Annotated in this window: 19 protein-coding genes; all 19 read right to left on the minus strand. The window is 63.2% G+C overall.

Annotation, left to right across the window (positions count from 1 at the left end):
* Window positions 1-79: 79 nt before the first annotated feature.
* Window positions 80-604, minus strand: coding sequence for a ribosome silencing factor (rsfS, locus tag B5F33_RS07550; RefSeq protein WP_239284940.1), 525 nt, complete (start codon window positions 602-604; stop codon window positions 80-82).
* Window positions 601-1,242 (minus strand): bis(5'-nucleosyl)-tetraphosphatase (symmetrical) YqeK, encoded by a 642-nt coding sequence (yqeK, locus tag B5F33_RS07555; protein ID WP_239284942.1) that lies wholly within the window; start codon window positions 1,240-1,242, stop codon window positions 601-603. Before yqeK ends, rsfS begins: the two co-directional genes overlap by 4 nt.
* The gene (nadD, locus tag B5F33_RS07560) at window positions 1,242-1,934 is read right to left on the minus strand and encodes a nicotinate-nucleotide adenylyltransferase (RefSeq protein ID WP_087411192.1); all 693 of its coding nucleotides are present in this window, start codon (window positions 1,932-1,934) and stop codon (window positions 1,242-1,244) included. Before nadD ends, yqeK begins: the two co-directional genes overlap by 1 nt.
* A 1-nt stretch (window position 1,935) precedes the next feature.
* Complete coding sequence (obgE, locus tag B5F33_RS07565) at window positions 1,936-3,402, minus strand: GTPase ObgE (RefSeq protein ID WP_087411193.1); 1,467 nt, start codon at window positions 3,400-3,402, stop codon at window positions 1,936-1,938.
* 74 nt (window positions 3,403-3,476) lie between these two features.
* Window positions 3,477-3,734, minus strand: coding sequence for a 50S ribosomal protein L27 (rpmA, locus tag B5F33_RS07570; RefSeq protein WP_087411194.1), 258 nt, complete (start codon window positions 3,732-3,734; stop codon window positions 3,477-3,479).
* Window positions 3,735-3,768: 34 nt separating this feature from the next.
* A complete protein-coding gene (rplU, locus tag B5F33_RS07575; protein WP_087411195.1) occupies window positions 3,769-4,131 on the minus strand; it encodes a 50S ribosomal protein L21 in 363 nt (120 codons plus the stop codon).
* Between the two features lie 417 nt (window positions 4,132-4,548).
* Window positions 4,549-5,313, minus strand: coding sequence for a TIGR03936 family radical SAM-associated protein (locus tag B5F33_RS07580; RefSeq protein ID WP_087411196.1), 765 nt, complete (start codon window positions 5,311-5,313; stop codon window positions 4,549-4,551).
* Window positions 5,310-7,187 carry a TIGR03960 family B12-binding radical SAM protein gene (locus B5F33_RS07585; RefSeq protein WP_087411197.1) on the minus strand — a complete coding sequence of 626 codons (1,878 nt, stop codon included), beginning with the start codon at window positions 7,185-7,187 and terminating at the stop codon, window positions 5,310-5,312. Before B5F33_RS07585 ends, B5F33_RS07580 begins: the two co-directional genes overlap by 4 nt.
* 9 nt (window positions 7,188-7,196) lie before the next feature.
* A complete protein-coding gene (locus tag B5F33_RS07590) occupies window positions 7,197-8,087 on the minus strand; it encodes a hypothetical protein (RefSeq protein ID WP_087411198.1) in 891 nt (296 codons plus the stop codon).
* Window positions 8,088-8,100: 13 nt separating this feature from the next.
* Window positions 8,101-9,309: an FtsW/RodA/SpoVE family cell cycle protein gene (locus tag B5F33_RS07595; protein ID WP_087411199.1), complete on the minus strand. Its 1,209-nt coding sequence runs from the start codon at window positions 9,307-9,309 to the stop codon at window positions 8,101-8,103.
* A gap of 9 nt (window positions 9,310-9,318) precedes the next feature.
* Window positions 9,319-11,373 carry a penicillin-binding protein 2 gene (mrdA, locus tag B5F33_RS07600; protein WP_087411200.1) on the minus strand — a complete coding sequence of 685 codons (2,055 nt, stop codon included), beginning with the start codon at window positions 11,371-11,373 and terminating at the stop codon, window positions 9,319-9,321.
* A gap of 9 nt (window positions 11,374-11,382) precedes the next feature.
* A complete protein-coding gene (locus tag B5F33_RS07605) occupies window positions 11,383-11,931 on the minus strand; it encodes a hypothetical protein (RefSeq protein ID WP_087411201.1) in 549 nt (182 codons plus the stop codon).
* 11 nt (window positions 11,932-11,942) lie between these two features.
* On the minus strand, window positions 11,943-12,854 hold the full coding sequence (gene mreC / locus B5F33_RS07610; RefSeq protein WP_239284944.1) for a rod shape-determining protein MreC: 912 nt from the start codon (window positions 12,852-12,854) through the stop codon (window positions 11,943-11,945).
* An 85-nt stretch (window positions 12,855-12,939) separates the two neighbouring features.
* Window positions 12,940-13,971, minus strand: a complete 1,032-nt coding sequence (locus tag B5F33_RS07615) for a rod shape-determining protein (protein WP_087411203.1) — start codon at window positions 13,969-13,971, stop codon at window positions 12,940-12,942.
* A gap of 138 nt (window positions 13,972-14,109) precedes the next feature.
* A complete protein-coding gene (locus tag B5F33_RS07620; protein WP_087411204.1) occupies window positions 14,110-15,516 on the minus strand; it encodes a tetratricopeptide repeat protein in 1,407 nt (468 codons plus the stop codon).
* Between the two features lie 21 nt (window positions 15,517-15,537).
* The gene (locus B5F33_RS07625; protein WP_087411205.1) at window positions 15,538-16,083 is read right to left on the minus strand and encodes a peptidylprolyl isomerase; all 546 of its coding nucleotides are present in this window, start codon (window positions 16,081-16,083) and stop codon (window positions 15,538-15,540) included.
* Between the two features lie 108 nt (window positions 16,084-16,191).
* Window positions 16,192-17,271: a zinc ribbon domain-containing protein gene (locus B5F33_RS07630; RefSeq protein ID WP_087411206.1), complete on the minus strand. Its 1,080-nt coding sequence runs from the start codon at window positions 17,269-17,271 to the stop codon at window positions 16,192-16,194.
* Between the two features lie 22 nt (window positions 17,272-17,293).
* Complete coding sequence (gene acnA / locus B5F33_RS07635) at window positions 17,294-19,957, minus strand: aconitate hydratase AcnA (protein ID WP_087411207.1); 2,664 nt, start codon at window positions 19,955-19,957, stop codon at window positions 17,294-17,296.
* Window positions 19,958-19,967: 10 nt separating this feature from the next.
* Complete coding sequence (locus B5F33_RS07640; protein ID WP_087411208.1) at window positions 19,968-22,763, minus strand: HAD-IC family P-type ATPase; 2,796 nt, start codon at window positions 22,761-22,763, stop codon at window positions 19,968-19,970.
* Window positions 22,764-23,240 lie beyond the last annotated feature (477 nt).

Raw genomic sequence — 23,240 nt, forward strand, 5'->3', positions numbered from 1 at the left:
GAAAGTGCACGCCCGCTCCTCGAGGCTGAGAAGCGGGCGTGCTGAAGCCATCAATTAAGCTGGCAGGCTTGCCAAGAGTCTAAACCAGGTCGAGCTCGAGCTCGGGCGCGTCGCCCCACAGCTTCTCGAGGCGATAGTACTCGCGCTGCTCGGGCGTGAACACGTGCACGATGACCGAGCCGTAGTCCATAAGAATCCAGGCGCGTTCGTCACGTCCCTCGATGGAGAAGGGGTGCTCGCCGCATGCCTTGGCGACCTTCTCCTCCACCTCATCCACAATGGTGTCGGCGAGACGGTTGTTGATGCCCGTCACGATGACGAAGTAGTCGCACACGTCGGACAGCTGGGTAAGGTCGAGCACGCGGATGTCCTCGCCCTTCTTATCATAGGCAGCCTGGGCGGCGGTGCGGGCGACCTGCTCGGCGGAGACGCCGGAGCTCGAAAGCGAGGCGGCCGTACGATCGACCGAGGAGCCGAAGCTGCGAGCACGCTCCTCCTCAAGATCCTCGACGGTATCCTCGGCACCCGCAGGGGTGGCCTGGATATCCTCGGAAACCGAAGACTCGTCGATCGAGGTGACCTCGTCCATCATCTCAGAAGTCATGCATGACCTTTCTTTTCGCTGCGCTGAAGCGCATAGTGGTTGTAGATTTCCGTAGCTGTGGGATAAAGATAGCGTCCCGTTTGCAGAACATACACGAGACCCTGCGAGAAACAAGAGAAGAACAGCTCTTCAAGCGATATCTCGCCCACCTGGGAGCGCAGGCGGTCCGCATAGTCGCCGCGACGACCGGGCTCGATAGCGTCGGCGATGAAGACGACCATGTCGAGCGGTGTCATGTCGCAGGAGCCGACCGTGTGGCGAGCGACCGCCTGAAAGACTTCCGCCGGGAGCTCGGGAAACAGCTCAGGAAGCTCGTAGGCGGCGACCATCCCGTGCAGCAGCGGAGCCGCAAGCGCCGGAGGTCCGGCGATCTCGATGCCATAGTGCAGGGCGCGCGCAACGAGCTCTTCGTCCGAAATCACCTTGTCCCAGTCGTGGATGAGTCCCGCGACCGTGGCAAGATAGGGGTCGACCCCGTAGGCCTGGGCAAGTGCGGCGGCGCAGGAGGCAACGCCGAGCGAATGGATATGACGCTTGCGCGCGTCCTTCATGCGCACGGCCAAAAGCTCCTTGATGCGCTCGACTTCTTGACCCTGTTCGCCGTCGAACGCGACCTCGGCGGTCCATTCAGCAGCCATTACGCCTCATCCTCCTCGACGCGCCCCGTAAGGTCGTCTTCTCGATACAGACCGTTCTTTCGAATGAACCCTATCACAGATTCACTGGTGAGGTACCGCACGCTCTTGCCCTCCCGGACGCGCGAGCGAATGTTCGTCGAGCTGATCGCCATGGCGGGAATCTCGATATAGCGCACGTCAAAGGGATATCCCGAGCCCTCGATGCGCTCACACGCCTGGTTGATGTCATACCCTGGGCGTGTCGCTGCAATCAAGGTGGCGAGCTGGGCGATCTCGGAGGCATCATGCCAAAGCAGGATGTCGAGGATGGCGTCTGCCCCGGTAATGAAGAAGAGCTCGACGTTCGAGGGATAGTACGCGCGCAGGGCCCGCAAGGTGTCGACGGTATAGGTCACCCCAGGTCGGTCGATCTCGAAGCGGCTGGCGTAAAACACCGGGTTGGCCGCGGTCGCCAGGACGGTCATGGCATAGCGGTCTTCGGCTCCTGTAATCCGTTTATCCTGCTTAAAGGCGGGGTTGCCCGACGGCATGAAGAGCACCAGATCAAGGTCGAGCGCCTCGCGAGCCTGCTCGGCCGTGACGAGATGTCCGTAATGGATGGGATCGAAGGTGCCACCCATGATGCCAAGCCGATACGTCCGAGTCGGGTCAGATCCGAGCTCGGGCAGCGACTGACGCGAGACGCCCTCCATCTTAGTTGACCTCCTCGGCGCCCTCAGCGGAGCCCTCCTGCTGAGCCGACTCGTCAACGGCCGCCGCCAAGGCATCGACAGGCTCGATGTCCTCAACGGATTCGGCGGGTTCATCCTCTGCTGCCACAGAGGTGACCTCGTCCTCGAAGTCGTCAGCGCCCTCATAGTTGAACGCCCTGCCTACAATGCGGACCTCGTCGCCCGCGCGGCAGCCTGCAGCCTCAAGCGCATCGTCGACTCCGATCTTGGCGAAGCGATGCTGCAGGTAGATGACAGCCTCCTCGTTTTCCCAGTCGGTCTGGACCACGAGACGCTCGACCTGCGTACCGATGACCCTGAAGGCGCCGGGCTCTTCCTGGACCACCTGGAAGCTGCGCTCGCGGGCCTGGCGCTTGCGCTCCCACACCTCGTCATATTGGACAGGCGACTCGGTAGACGCGAGCTCGGCTCGGAGCTTGGCCACCTGCTCGCCGCACGCGAGCATAAAGGTCTTAAGGCCGGCGCCGGTAACCGCCGAGACGGCAAAGAACATATGGCCGTCGGCAAGGGCCGCCTTCTTGAGCTCCTCGACGCGACCGGTCATGCCGGACACGTCGCATTTGTTGGCGATAACCACCTGCGGACGGTCGGCGAGATCACTCGCATAGCGCTTGAGCTCGTCGTTAATGATGTGATAGTCCTCAACAGGGTCGCGGCCCTCGAAGCCGCCGGTGATGTCGACGACATGCAGGATAAGCGCAGTGCGCTCGATGTGGCGCAGGAACTGATGACCCAGGCCCTTGCCCTCGCTTGCGCCTTCGATAAGGCCGGGGACGTCGGCGACGACGTAGGAATACTCGCCGGCACGCACCATGCCAAGGTTGGGCACGAGCGTGGTGAAGGGATAGTCGGCGATCTTGGGACGCGCCGCGCTCATGCGCGCGATGAGCGACGACTTGCCCACGCTCGGCATACCGACGAGCGCGGCGTCGGCCATAAGCTTCATCTCGAGCTCGATCCAGTGCTCCTCGGCAGGCTCGCCCAGCTGGGCGAACGCCGGCGCGCGACGAACCGACGTCACAAAATGGGTGTTGCCCAAGCCGCCTGCCCCGCCAGGGGCCACTACAACGCGCTCTTTGTCGTGGGTGAGGTCGGCGATGTCATAGAGCGGCTCCTGCGTCTCGGGATCGAGCTCGCGAACCACGGTGCCCATGGGAACCTTGAGAACCAGGTCCTCGCCATTCTTGCCATCCTTGCGGGCGCCACGTCCATGCGTGCCGCGCTCAGCGCGGAAATGATGCTTGTAGCGATAGTCGATAAGCGAGGAGAGCTGGGCGTCCGCCTGGATGATCACATTGCCGCCCCGGCCGCCGTCTCCCCCGTCGGGCCCGCCCTTGGGAACAAACGCCTCGCGGCGGAACGACATGCAGCCAGCACCGCCGTCGCCGCCTTTCACGTTGATGCGGCAGATGTCGGTGAACTGCCCCATGCACGCCTCCTTTCAAAAAAGGGAGACCCCCAGCATCTGAGGGCCTCCCGAATATACGCTCTATGAAGGGTTGCTTACGCGTTCGCGAACGGGCGCACGTTGACCCTGTGCTTGATGCCACGAGTATACTCGACCGTGCCATCGACGAGCGCGAACAGCGTGTCGTCCTTGCCACGACCAACGTTAGCACCCGGGTGGATGTGGGTGCCGTGCTGACGAACGAGAATGGTGCCCGTCGTCACGGTCTGGCCGGCGAAGCGCTTGCAGCCCAGGCGCTGACCGCGGGAGTCACGGCCATTACGGGAGGAACCGAGTCCTTTTTTGTGTGCCATGTCTTATACCTGCTCTTTCAACAACGAGTGCGAACTACTCGGCAGCCGGGGCCTCAGCGTCGGCAACAGCCTTCTTGGTTGCGCGCGAGGTGGCCTGAACCTTGGTGATCTTAATCCTGGTGAGCTGCTGACGGTGGCCCTTCAGACGACGATAGCGCTTACGCTTCTTGAACTTGAAGACGAGCTGCTTCTCACCCTTGAACTGCTCGACGATCTCGGCAGTGACCTTGGCCTTGGCAAGCTTGGCGGGGTCGGTGACGATCTTCTTGCCGTCGTTCAGGAAGATGACGGGCAGGGTGATCTTGGAACCAACCTCACCCTCGATCTTCTCGACGTTGAGGACGTCATCGGCGGCAACCTTGTACTGCTTGCCACCCGTGGTAACGATTGCGTACATTCTCTAAAACCCTTCATGCATATGGTAGTGCAACAGCCGAATATAGTAGCAGCCACCACCTGGCCCGTCAATGAAAAGGATACGAACATCCCCTGCATATACACAAGTTCACAACGTATCGCCCCCGCGCTTCCGTACGGTCTTCGAACAACGGAGGGAAAAGCGCCATTCGAGACCCGCGGGCCGCTGAGGTGAAAACGACGAGTCATGGGCATACTGCCGGAACATAGAGTAAGTCCAACTACTAGATTTGTCTAAGAATTCGCTAAAAAATCTCGCTTATCTTAGTCAAACCCAGTAGCTGGACATAAATCACAGGGGCGATAGGCCGCAGATGGGGACGACCAGCCCGGGGCAGAAGGCCAAAGGGTGCGCCGCATCAGAGGCCGCCAGACGATGGCGGCGGCTGAAGGCGATTTAGCAACGAACGGCCAAGGGGGCGATGGGGTGGCCGTCCGCGTCTTCGCCCTCCTGGGAGACACGCTCCACAACGACGCGGTCGATACACGCGAAATCGTACGGGCCGATGTCCAGACGAGGGGGATCGCCGAGGTAGTCCTCCCCTGCTAGGAGCAGATCGCACGCCGCAAGGAACAGCTCCGGGCGCATGGCGCCGTCGTTGTCGAGCCGCGTCTCCAAAACAATCTTCGCGCTGCGAGGACCATCCCAGGACGTTTTGACGGCACAAAGCGTACGGTCCAGGTCGAGCCGCTTGGTCTTGCGTCCACGGCGATAGTCGATGCCGTTGCGTTCACGGACGGTGGCGATTGCGCGGTCGAACGCATCCGGGTCGATATCGTGCACAAATTGGACGCGCGCCTCGTAGGTCGCACGTACGATGAACGCCGTGAGCGAGGGGGCACGCATGTCGATATACCCGGCGTCGATGGCTGCAAGGTCGGACGGCGCGGCCGCCTGGAGCGCCTGCAGCGCGTCCTGTGCCGGTACGTACTCGGTCAGGATGAGGTCGAACCACTCACAGCCCGACGCCGTGCCGACGGGAAGCGCCGACGAGAACGCCACGCGCATGTGCGGCGAGAATCCCTGCGTGACGGCATAGGGCAGCCGGGCTCGGCGCACGACGCGCTCGATGGTGTGGAGCACCTCTAGATGTCCCAGATAGCGCAGGCGTCCGCGCTTGCCATAGCTGACCCGCAGACGGAAGAGCCCGGTCTCGCTCATGCGCGCTCACCTGCCAGCACATTCTCAACGCCCAGCGTGGGGCAGATGCCGCAACCGGTGCAAGAGGTGCGGGTGCAGTCGTCGGTCGTCTTGCCCATGAGGGCGCGCCTCCACTCTCGCTTCAGGAATCCCGGCGTGACACCCGGACTCACGTGTTCCCACGGAAGGTGCTGGTCGAGCTCGAACGGCTCCTGGGCAACAGCACGCAGGTCGATGCCGGCTTCGCACGCGGCATCCTCCCAGCGGGCAAGGTCAAACTGCTCTGTCCAGGCGTCGAACCGTGCCCCACGCTTCCAGGCGCCCACAATGACAGGAGTAAGGTCGCGACCGCCGCGGGAAAGGACGGCCTCGATCAGCGAGGTGTCGGCGTCGTGATAATGGACCCGCACCTGACGGCTCTTCACGCTTGAGACCAAAAGCTTCTGGCGGCGCTTGACCTCATCGTCGTCAAGCTGGCCACACCACTGGAACGGCGTCTGCGCCTTCGGAATGAACACGGATACCGAGACCGACACCGAGATGCCGCCACGCTGACCCTTGGGAACGATCTCGTGCGCGATCTCGACCACACGCTCGGCGAGCTCGGCAATCGCGACGATGTCCTCGTCGGTCTCACCCGGCAGGCCCATCATGAAGTAGAGCTTCATGCGTCGCCATCCGGCCTCGAAGGCAGCTCGGGCAGCACGCTCAAGGTCGTCCTCGGTCACGTTCTTGTTGATGATGTCGCGGAGCCGCTGGCTTCCCGCCTCTGGTGCAAAGGTGAGGCCGCCCTTCTTCTCGCCGGCCACCTCAAGCGCCATGTCGACGCCGAAGGAGTCAAGGCGTTGCGAGGGAATGGACACGGAGATACCGGTGTCGTCGAGGCGTCGATTCAGACGCGACAGAATCTGCGAGCAGCACGAATGGTCCGTCGTGGAGAGCGAGGTGAGCGACACCTCATCGTAGCCGGTGCGCGCAAGGCCACGTGTGACAGCCGATACCACCTGGTCGGCGCTGCGTTCACGCACGGGACGATACGTGATGCCCGCCTGGCAGAAGCGGCAGCCGCGGGCGCAGCCGCGCAGGATCTCAATGGAAAGGCGGTCGTGCACAAGCTGGGCAAACGGGACGATGGACTGGCTGAGGGGATCGGTCGCCTCAAAATCGGGCACGACGCGCTTATAGATGACCGAAGGAACGTCCTCGCCGGCGCGCGGAACGGTATAGCCATGCGGGGTGCACGGCTCGGCATGGGACACCTCGTAGAGAGATGGCACATACGTGCCGGGAATCTTCGCGAGCGCGCGAAGGGTCTCGGCGCGAGTGGCACCGGCGTCGCGCATGCGACGCTGCTCAAGGCATACCTCGACGATGGACTCCTCGCCCTCGCCGATGAGGATGGCATCGAAGAAAGCGCAGATGGGCTCGGGGTTGTAGACCGACGGCCCGCCGGCGATGACAATCGGATCGTCCTCGCCACGCTCGCTGGCAAACAGCGGAATGCCCGCAAGGTCAAGCGCCTCGAGATAGTTCGTCGCAGCCATCTCGTGCGGAACATGGAAACCCACGACATCGAAGGACGCGACCGGGGCCGCTCCCTCCAGAGACAGCAGGGGCACGCCGGCCTCACGCATGGCGTCTGCCATGTCGACCCACGGCACATAGGAGCGCTCGCAGGACTCGCCCTCCTGCTGGTTCAGGATGTTATAGAGAATCGCGATGCCCTGGTTGGGCAGGCCGACTTCGTAGACGTCGGGGTAGATGAGGCACACGCGGTGCTCGGCCTCGGGAGAAGCAAGGGTGCCCCACTCGTGATCTATGTAGCGGCTTGGCTTCTCGACACGCGAAAGCAGCGGTTCGAGCTCTGAAAAGCGATCCTGGTATGTAGGACGCACGGGTCCTCCTTATCGTGGGGACTGGTCGGTTGGTCTCACGGCGGCGCGGACGTGCCCCGTCGCGCGGGAGACCGCGGCGTTTACGGCGGAGTAGTCTACACCATGGCGATAGAGCGCGTCGAGCGCAAGCCCCATGCCATAGGTACCTGCGCCGGCGACAATGCCTTTGACAAGAAACGCTCCGCGCGGCACCTGTCGGCACAGAACTCGCGAGCAGCCCCTCAGCGCAAGACCCGCCACCGCAACCGTGGCCACCTCGTAGGCGCGCTCGGCCGAGAGCCGATACCCATGGACCGACGCCAGACGGAGCGCCATGCCGGCCTGTGTAAGGGTGAGCACCGGGTAGTCGGCACCAGGGGTAAAGAGCAGAGCGCCCGTGACCGTGTTGGTAAGCGCCGCGTGCTCGACGACGTCGCGAACGACGACCGGACGGATGAAGGAGAAGTTGGCTGCGAACGCATCGGCCTTCTCGGTGTGGGATACGATCCACGTCGCAAGCGTCGAGAGCAGATAGTCCGCATCGGTTGCAGCGACCAGGCCAAGCAGCGGCGTGTCTTCGGTAATGAAGGGAACCTCGACGCTCGACTCGGCGATGACGACCACCGGGGTACCGGAGACCACCAGGCCCTGGACCGCGGCCTGGAGGTAGTCGGAGCCGCAGGACAACACGAGCACGATGTCGGTATCGGGCTTCGGCGTCGCCGGCGTGGCGGTCAGGCGTTCGACGCGCACCAGGCCCGACGTGGTTTGCGGGACCAGCGCCTCACGGACGGTCTGCACCAAAAATGGCGTCGCGGTGGCGTCGACGTACACAGAGACACGAACCGATGCCCCCGCGTCACGCTTGGCGCCGGCACCGAGCTTCAGCATCTTCAGAAGCGTGTCGAGTGAAAACTGCATGTGTCCTCCCCTGTCAGGCAGCTTTGGTGCGATGCCGCCAGATGGACTGGACGACGCCGACCGCAAGGCATTGGATGAGCATGGACGACGAACCGAAGCTGATGAACGGCAGTGGAATGCCGGTAATGGGCATGAGCCCGATGCACATGCCGACGTTCTCGAAGATCTGGAACATCCACATGCCGACGATACCCACCGCAACGAGCTTTAAGAAGAGGGAATCCTGCTTGATGGCAACGCGGACCGTCGAGATCATGAGAAGCGCAAACAGCGCAAGCAGCACGATGGCGCCTACGAAACCAAAGGTCTCGCAGATAAAGGCGAAGACGAAGTCGGTGTGCGCCTCGGGCAGAAATCCCGAGGTCGACTGCGTAGCGTTGCCAAGACCCTTGCCAAAAAAGCCGCCCGACCCCACAGCGATGAGCGACTGCTGGAGGTTATAGCCCGCATCGCTGGAATCCGCCGACGGGTCGATGAAGACAAGCAGGCGGTTCATCTGGTAGTTCTTGATAAGCGAGTGGCTGTCCCCGAAGATGCTGTCGATGATGGAGTCGGTCGCAAGCAACAACGACACCAAACCGACGATAATCGCGATAGTCGAGAGCACCCACTCCTTGCGTGCGCCGCTCATCATGATTACCACGGCGCCCGAAAAGAAGACGACGAGGCCCGATCCAAGGTCGCCCTGGATGATGACGGCGGCAAACGGGATGAAGAGCATGAAGCAGAGCTTGATGTAGTCGCGCACGGTATCGATGCGGCCGTTATACTGCGCGCCGAGCGAGGCGATGAAGGCGATCGTCACGAGTTTCACGAGCTCGACCGGCTGAAATGTGAGGTTGATAAGCGGAAACTTGATCCAGCCGGTCATGCCCATGGCGTTGTAGGAAAGGCCTGGCACGTTGGGCAGAAACACCAGCACAAGGTCGATGACCAGCAAAGCTGTCGACAGGTTGGCAAGGTTTCTGAGATCGATGCGCCACACGATGAGCATGAGCGCGCATCCCAGACCGATGCCGAGCAGATGGCGCGGAAACGAGGCGTCGGCGATGCTCTGCGATGCCGACCAGATGATAAGGGCGCCATAGGCCAGAAGACCGATCCATGCCACAAGCACGCCCGGATTCATGAGCTGGCGGAACGTGCTGCGAGACGTCGAGATCTTTTTGTTGACGCGCTTGAGGCTCCCGGCTGAGGAGCCTCCGCGTGCTGCCGTTGCCATCGATGCCTCCTATCTCACGCCGCTGTCGTAGCCGGTCGCGGTATCGTCCACACCATAGATGGCGCCCAACACGTCGCGCACGGCGATGAGTGCCGTCGAAGAACCGCCGCCGCCCTGTTCGAGTACGGCAGCGACGACGTACTTGGGGTCGTCGGCGGGCGCGTAGGCGATGAACCAGGCGTACTCGTCCTCGCCGGTCTTCTCGCCCGTTCCCGACTTGCCCGCGACCTCGACCGGAAGGGTGTTGAAGTGTGCCGCGGTCGCCGGCTCTGCAACGTAGATCACATCGTGCAGACCGGCCTTCACAAGCTTGAGGTCGTCCTCGGAATGGATGGCTGCACGCAGGCGCTCGCGCGGCTCTCCGTTGTTGTAGAGATACGCGTCTCCGCCCTCGCCGTCGCGCGCGACCGCCGAAAGAAAGACGTGAGGCGTGTACTCAACGCCGCCCATGGCGATGCCGGCATAGGCAGTCGCCATCTGCAGCGGGGTGACGAGGATATCGCCCTGGCCGATGACGATGTTGGTCATGTCACCCGGATTCCAGGTGCGGTCCGCGTCGGACCAGTCCTGGAAGTAGGATTCTTTCCACGCGGCGTCGGGCACGCGGCCCTCGCCCTCGCTCGGGAGGTCAACGCCCGTCTTGGAGCCGAGGCCCCACCTGCGGAACATCTCCTGAAGGCCTTCGGGGTTCTGCTCGTCGTAATAAAACGCGTTGCCGATGTCGTAGAACACCGGGTCACAGGAATGCGCGATGCCCGACTGCAACGTCATGGTCCCGTGTCCGCTGTGCAGCCAGCAATGCTTGCCCCAGGCCTCGCCGTTGCCGGTCCAGTAGCCGGTGCAGACGGTCGTCTGGGTCGAGGTATAGGTGCCGTATTCAAGGCCCGCCAGGGCCGAGAGGGACTTGATGGTCGAGGCGGACATGTACTGGCCGCCGATGGCACGGTTGAGCAGCGGCCGGCCGCCGTCGTCGCTATTGAGCTCAGACCACACGTCGGAGGACACGCCGCCCACGAAGACCGACGGATCGAAAGTGGGCGCACTTGCCATGCCCAAGATCTCGCCATTAGTGCAGTCCAGGCACAGGCACGCGCCGTTCCCGGCGTGTGAATACCCCGAGTTGCGTGCCGTCTCGATTGCGTGCTGCAAGCCGTTTTCGCAAGCCTGCTGAATCTTCAGGTCAAGGGTGAGCTTGATGTCCGAGCCAGGGCTTGCCGGAACCGACCCCGCCTGCCCCAGGACGTTACCCTGAGCGTCGACCGTGACCTTCTGCTCCCCGCGAATGCCCTGAAGCAGCTGCTCATAGCGTGCCTCGACACCCGCCTGGCCCACGACGTCGCCCGACTGGTACTGAATCGTGCCGGCGTTATCGCCGTTCTCATCCTGAGCCTGGAGCTGCTCCTGGGTGATAGTGCTCGTGTAGCCAAGCACATGGCAGGCTGTGGTGCCGTAAGGGTACTGGCGCTCGGTTCGCTCATCGATAGTGATGCCGCTGAACTCGCCGGCATGCTCCTGGATGTAGGCGACCGTAGAGCGGCGCACGTCGGTCGCAATGGTGTGGCGAGCCTGGGCACCTTCGGTGTTGTCCTGGATGTTGCGCAAGACGGCGACGTAGGGCATGCCGAGCACGTTTGCGAGATGACGAACGAGCAGCGTGTCGGATGCAAGATCGCGATAGGCCGTGACGGCAAGCGAGGCACGGTTGGTGACGAGCGCCACACCGTTGCGGTCGAGGATGCGCCCGCGCGGTGCCGCCGTGGTGACGGTGCGCGTCTGGTTGGTCTGCGCCAGGTTCTCGTAATAGTCGGAGCTCACCATCTGCATGCTCCAGAGCTTGGCCACAAGCGCGGTGAACATGGCTCCGATTCCTACGGTGAGCAGCGTAAAGCGCCCCTTGAAAGCAACGCCCGGGGTGTTGCCCTCCCCTTCCGACGCCTTGGGGGTGGTGCCGTTTTTTGTGTCGTAGGTAAAGCGTCCGGAGTAACCCCGCAAAAACAGGAGCGACCCGATGATCGCCACGAAAAGGATCACGCCGGCAACGACGACGACAAGCTGTGCGTCCATGCTGCCTCCTTAGCGGATGCCTTTATACCGCGAGCCCTTGCCCTTGACGGAAAACCCGCGGCGCGAAGAATCAGAAACGCCGGCAACCAGGAAAAACGGAATCGCAACGATGGCGCTCAGCACCGCCGTCGCAAGCCCATGGCCAAACAGAGAGGTAATGATATCTGTCTGCGAACCCATGATGAAGAGGATGAGCCCGTAGAGCATCGATACCACGAGGCAATAGACCGCGACCAAGCGGTATGTGTTAGCTGGCGATGCGCCGATGGCTGCCGCCGAGGAATTCGAAAGGATGAAATTACCGATCGTAAGCAGAAGCGTCATGAGGCCAACCGGAACCGAAGCCGTGAGGTCGTAGAACAGACCGCACAGAAAGCCGGCGATGACGGCCCGCGAGGCATTGCCCGAAAAGGCGTACACCGCAGCGAGGATCATCATGAAGTTGACGCATCCGCCAAAGATGGAAATCTGCGGCGCCAAGCCAACCTGCAGAAGAAGCGCGACAATGGTGATCGCAAGGAGCGAGGTCTGTGAACGTGAAGATTCGTGCAGTTCCATGGACGTCCTCCCTACTCCTCATCCGTGGTTCCATCGTTGCCGGCATCAGACCCGGTCTCCGCCGAGCCATCATCGCGAGCGCCGCCCTGCGGCGTGTCGTTGGCGGCTGCGACATCTTCGTCCGAGGCCGTCTGCTCGTCGGTAAGCGAGGTGATCACCAGGACCTCCTCGTTGTTCTCGGTCGTGACGGCAGAGCGAACGACGATGGTGTAGTACACCGAGTTGGAATCGCGCTCGACCGTAGTGACCGTACCCAAGGGAAGCCCCTTGGGGTAGACGCCGCCGATGCCCGAGGTAACGATGATGTCGCCCTCTTTGACGTCGGAGTCGGTCGAGACGTACTCAAGGCGAAGGGTGCCATCGGGCTGGCCCTGCAGCATGCCCTGCGCACGCGTGCTCTGCACCATAGCCGAGATGCCCGAGGACTCGTCGGTTGCCAGACGAACCGTAGCGGTATTCGGCGCGACCTCGATGATCTGGCCGATGACGCCGGCCGAGTTCGTCACCGGCATGTTGAGCGCAAGACCGTCGAGCGACCCTTTGTCGATCGTCACCGTACGGGACCACGCATCGCTCGACATGCCGATGATGCGCGCAGCCGTAGACTGCAGGTTATACGTCGAACGGAGGTCCAGAAGCCCTTCGAGGCGCGTCGCGGTCTCCTTGGCCTCAGAGAGCTCGGCCACCTGCGCGGTAAGCTCCTGGTTTTGCGAACGAAGCTCGTCGAGTGTCTCCTGAGAAGCGGTGAGATTCGAGAAAATGTTGCCCAACCCGTCGAACGGCGTCGCCACGATAGAGCCGAGCATGCGCACGGGGCTCGTGACGGTCGACACGCCGGCACGCACCGTGTGGATGGGGCCGGACTCGCCCTCACGAATGTAGAAGGTGAGCAGCAGCACCGACACGATGCATAAAACAATCAACGGGCGGAAACCCGTTGATTGCGTTCGATTGTTATACCCCATGGAGTACTTATTCTGTGACCGCGGCAAGGGTCATGACCTACCTTTACGCGTTGCTTTGGACGAATCCGCCGTCAAAGGCGTTGGCCTCGAGGACGCGCGCGCATCCGTTCACCACGTTATCGAGCGCGGTGGGGCTCACGTTGACCGACACGCCGGTCTCATCACGCAGGCGCACGTCGAGACCGCGCAGAAGCGCGCCGCCTCCGGTGAGCAGGATGCCGTAATACATGAGGTCCGAGGCAAGATCGGGCGGCGTGGCGTCGAGAGCGTCCTTTACGGCCTTGGTCATCTCGTCGAGCGGCTTCTGCAGGGCGCGACGAATCTCCTCGCTCTCGATGCGGACCGTCTTTGGCAGACCGGTTATAACGTCGCGGCCGTTGACCTCGACGTCAAGCTCGTCTTTAAGCGGCACGGCAGAGCCGACCTTGATCTTGATGTCCTCGGCCGTACGCTCGCCGATGGCGAGGTTATAGGCATCGCGAACGTGCGCCAGAATGGCCTGGTCGAACTCGTCGCCCGCAATGCGGATGGACTGCGAGACCACGATACCGCCCATGGCGATGACAGCGACCTCGGTGGTGCCGCCGCCAATGTCGACGACCATGGAACCCGTGGGCTCCTCGACAGGAAGATCTGCGCCGATTGCGGCAGCCATAGGCTCCTCGATGAGGTAGGCCTGACGTGCGCCGGCCTGGATCGTCGCCTCGAAGACGGCGCGCTTCTCGACGGACGTGACGCCCGAAGGCACGCACACCACGACGCGAGGACGCGGCGTCCAGGGATAACGCTTCTCCGACGCCTTGTCGATGAAGTAGCGAAGCATGGCCTCGGTAACGTCGAAGTCGGCGATGACGCCGTCCTTCAGCGGTCGCACAGCCACGATGTTGCCGGGCGTGCGGCCCAGCATGCGCTTGGCCTCGATGCCCACGGCAAGAATGCGCTCATCGTTTTTATCGATCGCGACCACGGAGGGTTCGCGGATAACGATGCCTTTTCCGCGCACCGATACCAGCGTGTTCGCAGTGCCCAGGTCGATGGCGAGGTCTCCATCATACTGACCGAACAACATATCCATCAAAGAAAACAAGACAGCTCCCAGAATTCACGAATCGGACCTGCTGTAGAGAGGCTTAATTGACCTCAGTGTAGTGTACGGCAAGTCCCCGGCGGGTCACATCCGGGGACTTGCCGCAAACTCCATATGCTTCCCGAGCTACTCGGTGGCCTCGTCATCGGTCGACGACGTCAAAAGATCGCTCGTAGAAGAGCTGTTGGAGTCGTCGCTCGTGAGCGTGTCCTCATCGTCGAGGGTCGCCGCGTCGGTGTCATCATCGGTAGAGGTCGAGTCGCCACCGAGGTCCATCGCGATGTTGCTCACGACCCAGCCGATGTGGTTGTCGGAGCGCACGAAGGACACCTCATAGGTCATGGTGCCGCCGCGGGACAGCTGGACCGTGACCTGCGCCGTCGACTCGGTCATGGACTGGTCCATGGCCTCGATGACGGGCGTGGCATCTGCGGGGATGCTCGACACCAGGATGGCCTTGGCGTCGTCGGAGAGGCCCGAAGCGAGGTATGCATCGGTGTCAGCGTCGTCGGTGACCGCCTGGAAGAGGCTCGTCAGGGTGTCCTGCTGGGACGGGAAGCCGAAGCCACGCGTATAGGCGAAGCCGAGGCCGCCGGCAGCAATGATGAGCAGCAGCAGGATGACGAGGAAGATCTTGAGACCCAGGTGGCGATGACGACGACGCACCTTCATCTCGCGCTTGTCCTGCTGAATCATCTCGGACTCGGTAAGGGTGAAGAAGCCGGTGTCCGAGGGATCGGGCATGAAGGCGCCCGACTTGCCCAAAGGATCGAGCGGATCAACCTTGTCGGGCACGCCCTGGGCAGCCGTAGGAGCCATGGCACGCTGAGCCGACGCCTTGTCGAGGGCGTCCTGGGCCTGGGTAAGGCTCGTCTGCTGCTCGGGCGTGAGCTGATAGATGCCGTCGGAGGTGGCAGCCGTGAAGGCGTCCACGGCATCGCTGTAGCGGTTGGCGGCGCACAGCGCCTCGCCCATGCCGGCATTGATGGAGCGGGTGTCGTCGCGCGGCGTGGCGAAGTCGAGGGCCGTGCGGTAGGACTCGATGGCGTCGCCAGGACGACCAAGCTTCACAAAACACGCACCGAGCTGGGCCAGGGCGCCGGCGGGAGCGGGATTCGCGCCGTCGATGGCGGCCTGACGATAGGCCGTGCCGGCCTCGGCCACGCGGCCAAGCGCGAGCAGAGCCCCGCCCAGTCCCAGATAGGCCTTATAGGGCGTGGCATAGGTGGTGTCCTTCGTAGCCTCGGTGAAGCAACGCGCAGCGGCCTCCTGGTCGCCGGCGGCGGCGTAGGCCTTGCCCTGGTTGGTGAGCAGCGCGCCCTTCTTGCCGTAAGAGGCATCCTGCAGGGCAAGGGAATAGGCTGCCGCGGCATCGCTCCACATGCCGAGCTTCATAAGTGCGTTGCCCCGCAGGTGGTCGACCTCTCCCCTTACCTCGGAAGGATCCTTCACCGCTGCAAACATCTGCGCGGCGGTGCTGTAGTCTCCCGCACGATAGGCGGCGCGGGCTTGATCAAGCAGCTGTGCGTTCACGTGTCCTCCAACTCACTCTCGTTACGCCTCGTGCACGATGTCGATGTGGCGAATCTCATCGCCCACACGCAGCGCGCCGATAACGTCGAGACCCTCTACGGTCGTGCCGAAAACGGTATATCCCGAGTCAAGCGCGTGCTGCGGACCCAGGCAGAAATAGAACTGCGAACCAGCCGAGTCGGGGTGCTGCGAGCGGGCCATGGCAAGCGCGCCGTCAACATGGCTGTTGCGAGGATTGGTGGCAAACTCCGCCTTGATGCGATATCCAGGACCTCCCGTGCCGGGCATGCCGTCGGGGCCGGGCTTGCCGGCAATGACGTCCTCCGGAGACATATCGCGCGTGTTGGGATCGCCTCCCTGAATCACGAATCCGGGAACATACCGATGGAACTTGATGCCGTCATAGAAGCCCATGGTGGCAAGCTCGCAGAAGTTGGCGACATGAATCGGGGCGCCGTCGGCATCAAGCTTGACGCGGATCGTGCCCTTCGTGGTGTCAATGACCGCGACCTCATCACCCTGAACAGGGAATTCAGGCGTATATAGTTCGGGGGTAAATCCAAACATGGGCATCCTTCCTCAAATGTGCAATCGCAACAATTCTAGCAAGAACAGGCAGGATGCACCACTCAAACCCCGCGGTAAGACATGAGGCCCCACAGGGAGCCCTCATCGTTAGCTATGTTCGCGCGGCGCCCAGCTCGACGCGTATTGGTCAAAGAGCTCGCGCGCCGTCGACCCCGCTTCACGCAGCGGTTGAAGGATGTCGTTTTGGTGCTCGCGAAGCTCGGAGCCCCCGTCGTACTCAAGGGAGATGTCCCAGCACCTGCAGATGACGTCCACCCGCTCGTACATCCACTCCGCGAGCTGATGCACGTGGTCAAGGTCCTCAGTGTAGGCAGAACCGTCTGCAAGCTTCATGTCGTCGAGCTCGTCGATGATGTCTTGGACCTTGTCCCGCAGGTTATATGCGGTCTTTGCCGCGGTCTCGCGAGTCGAGCGGTCGGAACGCAGGTACGCACCGTTGAACGTATCGATGACGTCGCCGAGCTCGTCCTCGTCGGTAAAGGAGACGACCTCGTCGTAAAGCCGCTCGAGCCGGTTGAGAGCCTCCGCGTCGCTTAAGGTCGAGTCCGTGAGCACGCCAGCGTCATCGCCGTCCGCACTCTGCCCGTCGTCCTCGGAAGCATCGTCTTCGGTCGCCGCACCGCTGTCGGGCAGCTGACGGCTCGGGAACGCCTCGCGAGCAGAGACCCTCACCCATTCGTAGAACCCCGGCATGACGTTCAGGGGATCCTGCGTCACGAAATAGGTACCGCCGGCGATGATCGCGACCGTGAGGATGGCCGCGACCATGCCGCGCGAAAGCTTGAAGCCCCTGTGATAGGGATCGGGATGCTTCTCGTCTGCCGCGACGGGGATGACCGTCGTGGCGGAAGGATCGAGCGAATCGGAGAGAACCGATTGCGCCGAGGCGTTCGGCTGGGGGCGTTCGGTTTCGATGGCATCCACCGTGAGCTTGGGAAAGCTGGCTGTGCGTCCGGCAGCAAGGTCCGAGGCCGAAGCCTCCGTGGAAAGGATCCCGGGGGCGGGGCGACCGCACTTGGGGCACGTGCGGTCGTGGGGCGACAGACGAGCTCCACAGCCGTCGCAAAACACGAAGCCGACGGTCGAACCCGAGCTCGTCAGGCCTCCGCAGTTGGGGCATACGGTGCAGTCGTCGTCGATGGTCTCAAGGCAATGAGGACAGATCACAGGCGCAGCTTTCTCACATGTTCTAGTCGGTCGATTCGATCAAGGTGCCCAGGACATGCGGAAGGATGCCGCCGTGAAGAAGATACAGTCCCTCCGTCGGCGTATCGACGCGCACCTTGACGGTGAACTCGATGACGCGTCCGTCCGCAGCACGGGCACATACCCGAGCATACGACGGACTGGGCATGCCGGCGGAAAAATCCACGGGTTCGATATCAAAGGACTCGGTGCCGGTAAGGCCCAGCGACTCGACGCTCTCCCCCGGCATGAACTCGAGCGGCAGCACGCCCATACCGATGAGGTTGGACCGATGAATGCGCTCGAAGCTCTCGGCAATGACGGCGCGGACCCCCAGAAGCGCCGGTCCCTTCGCCGCCCAGTCGCGCGACGAACCGGAGCCATACATCTTGCCGGCAAGGACGATGAGCGGCAGACCCGCCACGCGGGCATTGCACGCCGCCTCGAAGATCGAAGTCACCTGGCCGCTTGTGGGGTCGAGCGTCCAGCCGCCGGACGTACCGGGCGCAAGACGGTTCTGCAGTCTCACGTTGGCAAAAGTACCGCGCATCATGACCTCGTGGTTGCCGCGGCGCGACCCGAACGAGTTGAAGTCGGCGTCGGCGACGCCATGCTCGCGCAGGTAGGCCGCAGCCGGCGAATCCGCAGGTATGGCGCCTGCGGGCGAGATGTGGTCGGTGGTGATGAAGTCGCCGAGCACCGCCAGCGCCCGCGCCCCCGAGATGCCCTCGGCGCTCACGCCCTGGACGTGGTCGAAGTACGGGGCACGACGGACGTAGGTCGAGGCCTCGTCCCAGGCAAAGCGCTCGCCCTCGGGCGCCTCCAAGGCCTTCCAGGCGTCGCTGCCCTCGAACAGGCCTCGGCCGCCCTCAGCGTAGACCTCCGAGGTAACGACGCTGGCAAGCAGCTCGTCGACCTCGCCGGCCTGAGGCAGCAGGTCCGAAAGGTATACGGGGCCGTCCGCGCCGTCGCAAACCGGCTCTGAGGTCAGGTCGACGTCCATCGAGCCCGCAAGCGCATAGCACACCACAAGGGCAGGAGCGCAAAGGAAGTTCTGGGCAACGTCGGGCGAGATGCGGCCCTCGAAGTTGCGGTTGCCCGAGAGCACGCTGGTAAGCTCGCAGTCCCCCGCCACCTCGTGCATGCCGGGCAGCACAGGGCCGGAGTTGCCGATGCAGCTCATGCAGCCCCAACCGCATACGTCGAAGCCGAGGTCCGCCAGCGGCTCCAGAAGGCCGGCGTGCTCAAGGATGAGCGTGGTGGCGTGGGAGCCGGGGGCAAAGATGCGCTTCACCCAGGGCTTAGGACGGCAACCCAGCTGTACCGCGCGACGTGCCACAAGGCCCGCGGCAAGCATCATGGCAGGGTCGGTCGCTGTCGTGCAGCTCGTGATCGCGGCGATGGCCACCGCGCCGTGAGAAACCTCGTGCGAGCCGCCGTCGACCTCGACGGTAAAGGCGGCACCCGGCTCGCGGCCGTGGGCGGCAAGTCCGCTGCGGAACCGCTCTTTGAGGCCTGCGATGGCAACCCGGTCGTGCGGGCGCGAAGGGCCGGCAAGGGACGGTTGGACCGCCGAGAGGTCAAAATCGATGACCTGGGAATAGACGATGTCGTCGGCGTCGACGTCCAGGATGCCCTGGGCCTCGAGGTAGGCCTCGGCAAGCTTGCGCACCCCGGGCTCTCGCCCAAAGAGGCCCATCTGGTCCAGAACGCGGCGATCGGGCGGGAACAGGGTCGCCGTGCACCCGTACTCGGGCGACATGTTGGAGATGGTCGCACGCTGGGTGACGCTCAGGGAGGCCACACCGGGGCCGAAGCACTCGACGAGCGAGCCGACCACGCCGACGCCGCGCAGCGTCTGTGCAAATGAAAGCGCGACGTCCATGGCCGTCACGCCCGGTTGAAGCTCGCCGGTAAGACGCATGCCCACGACCGGTGGAACCGTCATGGTGATCGGCTGCCCCAGCGCGGCCGCCTCAGCCTCGATGCCGCCGACGCCCCAGCCGAGCACGCCCATGCCGTTGGCGGTCGGCGTATGCGAGTCCGTGCCCACAAGCGAGTCGAAGTACAGGTCGCGCACCCCGTCCGCGCCGTCGGCCGTCATCACGACGTCGCAGAAGCGCTCGATATTCAGCTGATGGCAGATGCCCACTCCCGGCGGAACGATGCGCACGTTCTGGAAGCTCGAAGACGCCCACTTCAGGAAGGCGAAGCGCTCGGCGTTACGCTCGGCCTCGATTCGGGCGTTCTCGGTCGCCGCCGCCGGGCACGACGAGACGTCGGCAGTCACGGAGTGGTCGACAACGAGGACGCACGGGATCTGCGGGTTCACGCAGGAGGGGTCTGCACCTTCATCGGCCGCAGCGTCTCGCATCGCGGCAAAGTCGACGAAGACGGGCACGCCCGTGAAGTCCTGGAAGAGGACGCGCGAGGGCATGAACTCGATCTCTTCGCCAGCGGTGCCGGCAAGCCCCGCCTCGACGACGCGGTGTACGAGCTCGGAGCCCGCGGCGTCTTGACCGCGGCGGCGCAGGACGTTTTCAAGCAGGATGCGAAGCGAGACCGGTAGACGGCGCGCCTCGGGCACCTGATCAAGCGGATAGATACGGTAGGTCGTTCCGTCGACGTCCAGCATTCGAGTGGACGCGGTTTCAATCGCTTCTGTCATGGCGCTCCCATCACGACGAGCTTGCGTTGCGGTCTCTCATCCTATCGCGTTTGCGGCGCGGCACCGTGACTTTGATGCCCTGGGCCGATTTCGTAACAGAGGCGCGCTTCTTCGTGCGCGCGCTGCCCGAGCCCGCATCCTTGACGGCGCGCGCGGCGTGCATCGCCGACTTCTGCAGCTCACGCTGCTCACGCTTGCCCGCCACGCCGTCGCGGACACGGCGCAGGAAGCGCCGCGGGGCCGAACCGGTCGAGGTGACGCTGGAAGTACCGCGGCGACCAAGCCGCACGCGCACGCCACGGCCGAAACCGGTGGCAGAACGCGTCCCCTTCGGATTGCGGCGGTCCATGGCCGCAGCGAGTTTGAAGAAGATCAAGGCGCCGATCGCGGCGACCACGACGACCCACACCGCTGTAGCGACGCCAAGCCGAGCGATCGAGAAGAACTCCGTAAAGCCGAAGATACCTACGACAAGCCCCGCGACAATCGACGCGAGCAGCACGGCGCGCAGCGGCGTAAAGGGCTGCGAGATGCGCCAGATGAGGCAGCATCCCACGAAGCTCGACGAGATGAGGCACATGGTGGACAGCGTCGCCTCATCAACGCCAAAGAAAGCTCCCCCGGCCATATTCAGGCAGGCGGCAAGCACCACCGCAACCGACGCCGGCAGCGCCCGCTTGATCACGTTGACTAAGAAGCTTCCCTCGACGCGGGCTCGATTGGCCTCGAGGCCCAGCACGAAGCCCGGGTAGCCGATGCAGAAGAAGTTGATGAGGGTCATCTGGATGGGCTGGAAGGGATACGGCGGGAACGCGATGCAGATAGCCGCCAGCCCCATGGAGAACAGCGTCTTGGTGAGAAAGAGCGCCGCCGAGCGCTGCAGGTTGTTGATGGACCGACGCCCCTCCGCCACGACGGCCGGCATGGCGGCGAAGTCGTTGTCGATGAGCACGATCTCGGCCACGTTGCGTGCGGCGTCGGAACCTGCCGCCATGGCGACCGAGCAGTCGGCCTCTTTGAGGGCGAGCACGTCGTTTACGCCGTCGCCCGTCATGGCCACCGTGTGCCCGCGACGCTGGAGCGCCTGCACGAGCTCACGCTTTTGCTGCGGGGTCACGCGTCCGAAGACGTGGTAGCGCTCGACGGCCGCGTCGATCTTGGCCGGCGTATCGAGCGTGGTGGCGTCCACGTAGGCGTCGGCACCCGGAACGCCCACGACTTTGGCGATCGAAGACACCGTGCGGGGGTCGTCGCCCGAGATGACGTTGAGCGTCACGCCCTGCTCGTTGAAGTACCCGATGGTCTCGGCCGCAGAGGACCGGATCTCGTCGCGAATGGTGACAAGGCCCACCGGGCGAGCGCGCCCGACCATCTCGCCCTCGTCCGTAAAGCCGTCCACCATGGCGACCACGAGCACGCGGCAGGTATCCGCAAGACGCGAAACCTCGCCCTCAATGGAGGCGTAGTCCTCGGGCGAAAGCACAAACTGGGCGGCACCCATCACAAAGGAACCCTGGCGAAACGACGCGCCGCTCCACTTCTTAGCCGACGAGAACGGCACGACGGTAAGCGGGTCCTCCACCGGGACGTTCAGGACTTCATAGTGGTCGAGCAACGCTTTACAGGTCTCGTTTGCATCCATGGACGTGGCGCGGGCGATGTTGGCCAGGGCGAAATCCAGGACCGGAACGTCTGAGGGAACGCCCTCGAGGGCCTGCGCCGTGCCCCCTTCGATCGGCAAGGGATACGTGCCCGCAACCTCCATGCGTCCGGAGGTGATGGTGCCCGTCTTGTCGAGACACAGGACGTCCACGCGCGCCAGGGTCTCGATACAGTAGAGCTGCTGGGCAAGCACGCGACGACGCGCCAGGCGCATGGTGGCGATCGCCAGCACCGAAGACGTGAGTAGAACAAGCCCCTGCGGAATCATGCCAAGCAGGGCGCCGACGGTCGTAAGGAGCTCTGCCGAGGGAACATGTCCGCGGCCGATCTCTGAAATGACCCACTCAAACAGGCCGGAACCCGGCGAACCCGCATCTATATACGACTCGTTGAGGCTCGAGATAAACAGGGCAAGTCCCAGCGGCACCATGACCACGCTTGCAAACCGCACGATCGCGTTGAGCGAGTTCATGATTTCGGAGTTGACCTTCTTGACGTACTTCGCCTCGTTGTTAATCTTGGCCACGTAGTTGTCGGCGCCGACGTGTACCACGCGCGCAAAGACCACGCCCGAATCGATGAAGCTGCCGCTCATGAGCTCTGAGCCGGGCTGCTTGCGAATGAGGTCACTTTCGCCGGTCAGCAGGCTCTCGTTCACCTGGGCCTCGCCGGTGACCACGACGGCGTCGGCCGGAATCTGGTCGCCTCGTCCCAGCTTCACGAGGTCGTCGAGAACGATCTGGTCAAGGTCGAGTTCGACCTCCGCCCCGTCGCGGATGCAGACCGCCTTCTTGGTGGCAAGCAGCGTAAGCTTGTCGACCATGCGTTTGGAGCGCAGGGACTGAACCACGCCGATCAGCGTGTTGAGCAGCACGATCGCCAAAAACGTAAGGTTCTTCCACGAACCGGCAATGATCACGAGCACGGCAAGGATCACGTTGATGAGGTTGAACAGCGTGAGCAGGTTCTCAAGAAGGAGCTCTCGGACCGACTTGGTCTTGAGCTCCATGTTGACGTTGATCTTTCCCGCTGCGATGCGCTCGGCAACCTCTTCAGAGCTCAAACCGTGAAGCGGCTCTGCTGTATAGCCTCCGCTATCCGCCGCAGGCTGGGTGTCCCGCGTCCCGTCTTCCGTCGATGCCATCGGCCCTCCTCGGCTCGCGTGCGCAAGCGATCGTTCACATACCAGCTAAGTATGCCCCTCTTTGCAGTGCGGCAACCACCACAGATGTCAGGTACGCATATCTGGTGAGTCTCGACGTTCCGAATGACGTTCCGAATGACGTTCCCTTGCCACGAGTTTGAGAGACATCCCGCGCTGCTTAGAACTCGTCTTGGCCGCCCTTGGAGCAGCTGCTTGCTGCAAGACCGCTGCGGATTCACTGCGGAGCCGCACACCTGCGGATTCACGGCAGAGCCGCGCACGGCGGAGCCGCAACGTAGCTGCAGCGGAGCCCGAACAACGATTTCGTCCTTGCGGTGGCACAAGAGGACGATTTGGGTATAACCTGACTTTTGCAGCTGGAAAAGATCGTTTACCATGCATGAGCTGGGTAAACGGCCTTGCTCTCAGTGACGTTTCTGTTGGTGCACAACTTCTCGGGGCTTGGGTTTTCTCATC

Source organism: Collinsella sp. An2 (genome assembly GCF_002160065.1).
Taxonomy (GTDB): Bacteria; Actinomycetota; Coriobacteriia; order Coriobacteriales; family Coriobacteriaceae; genus Limicola.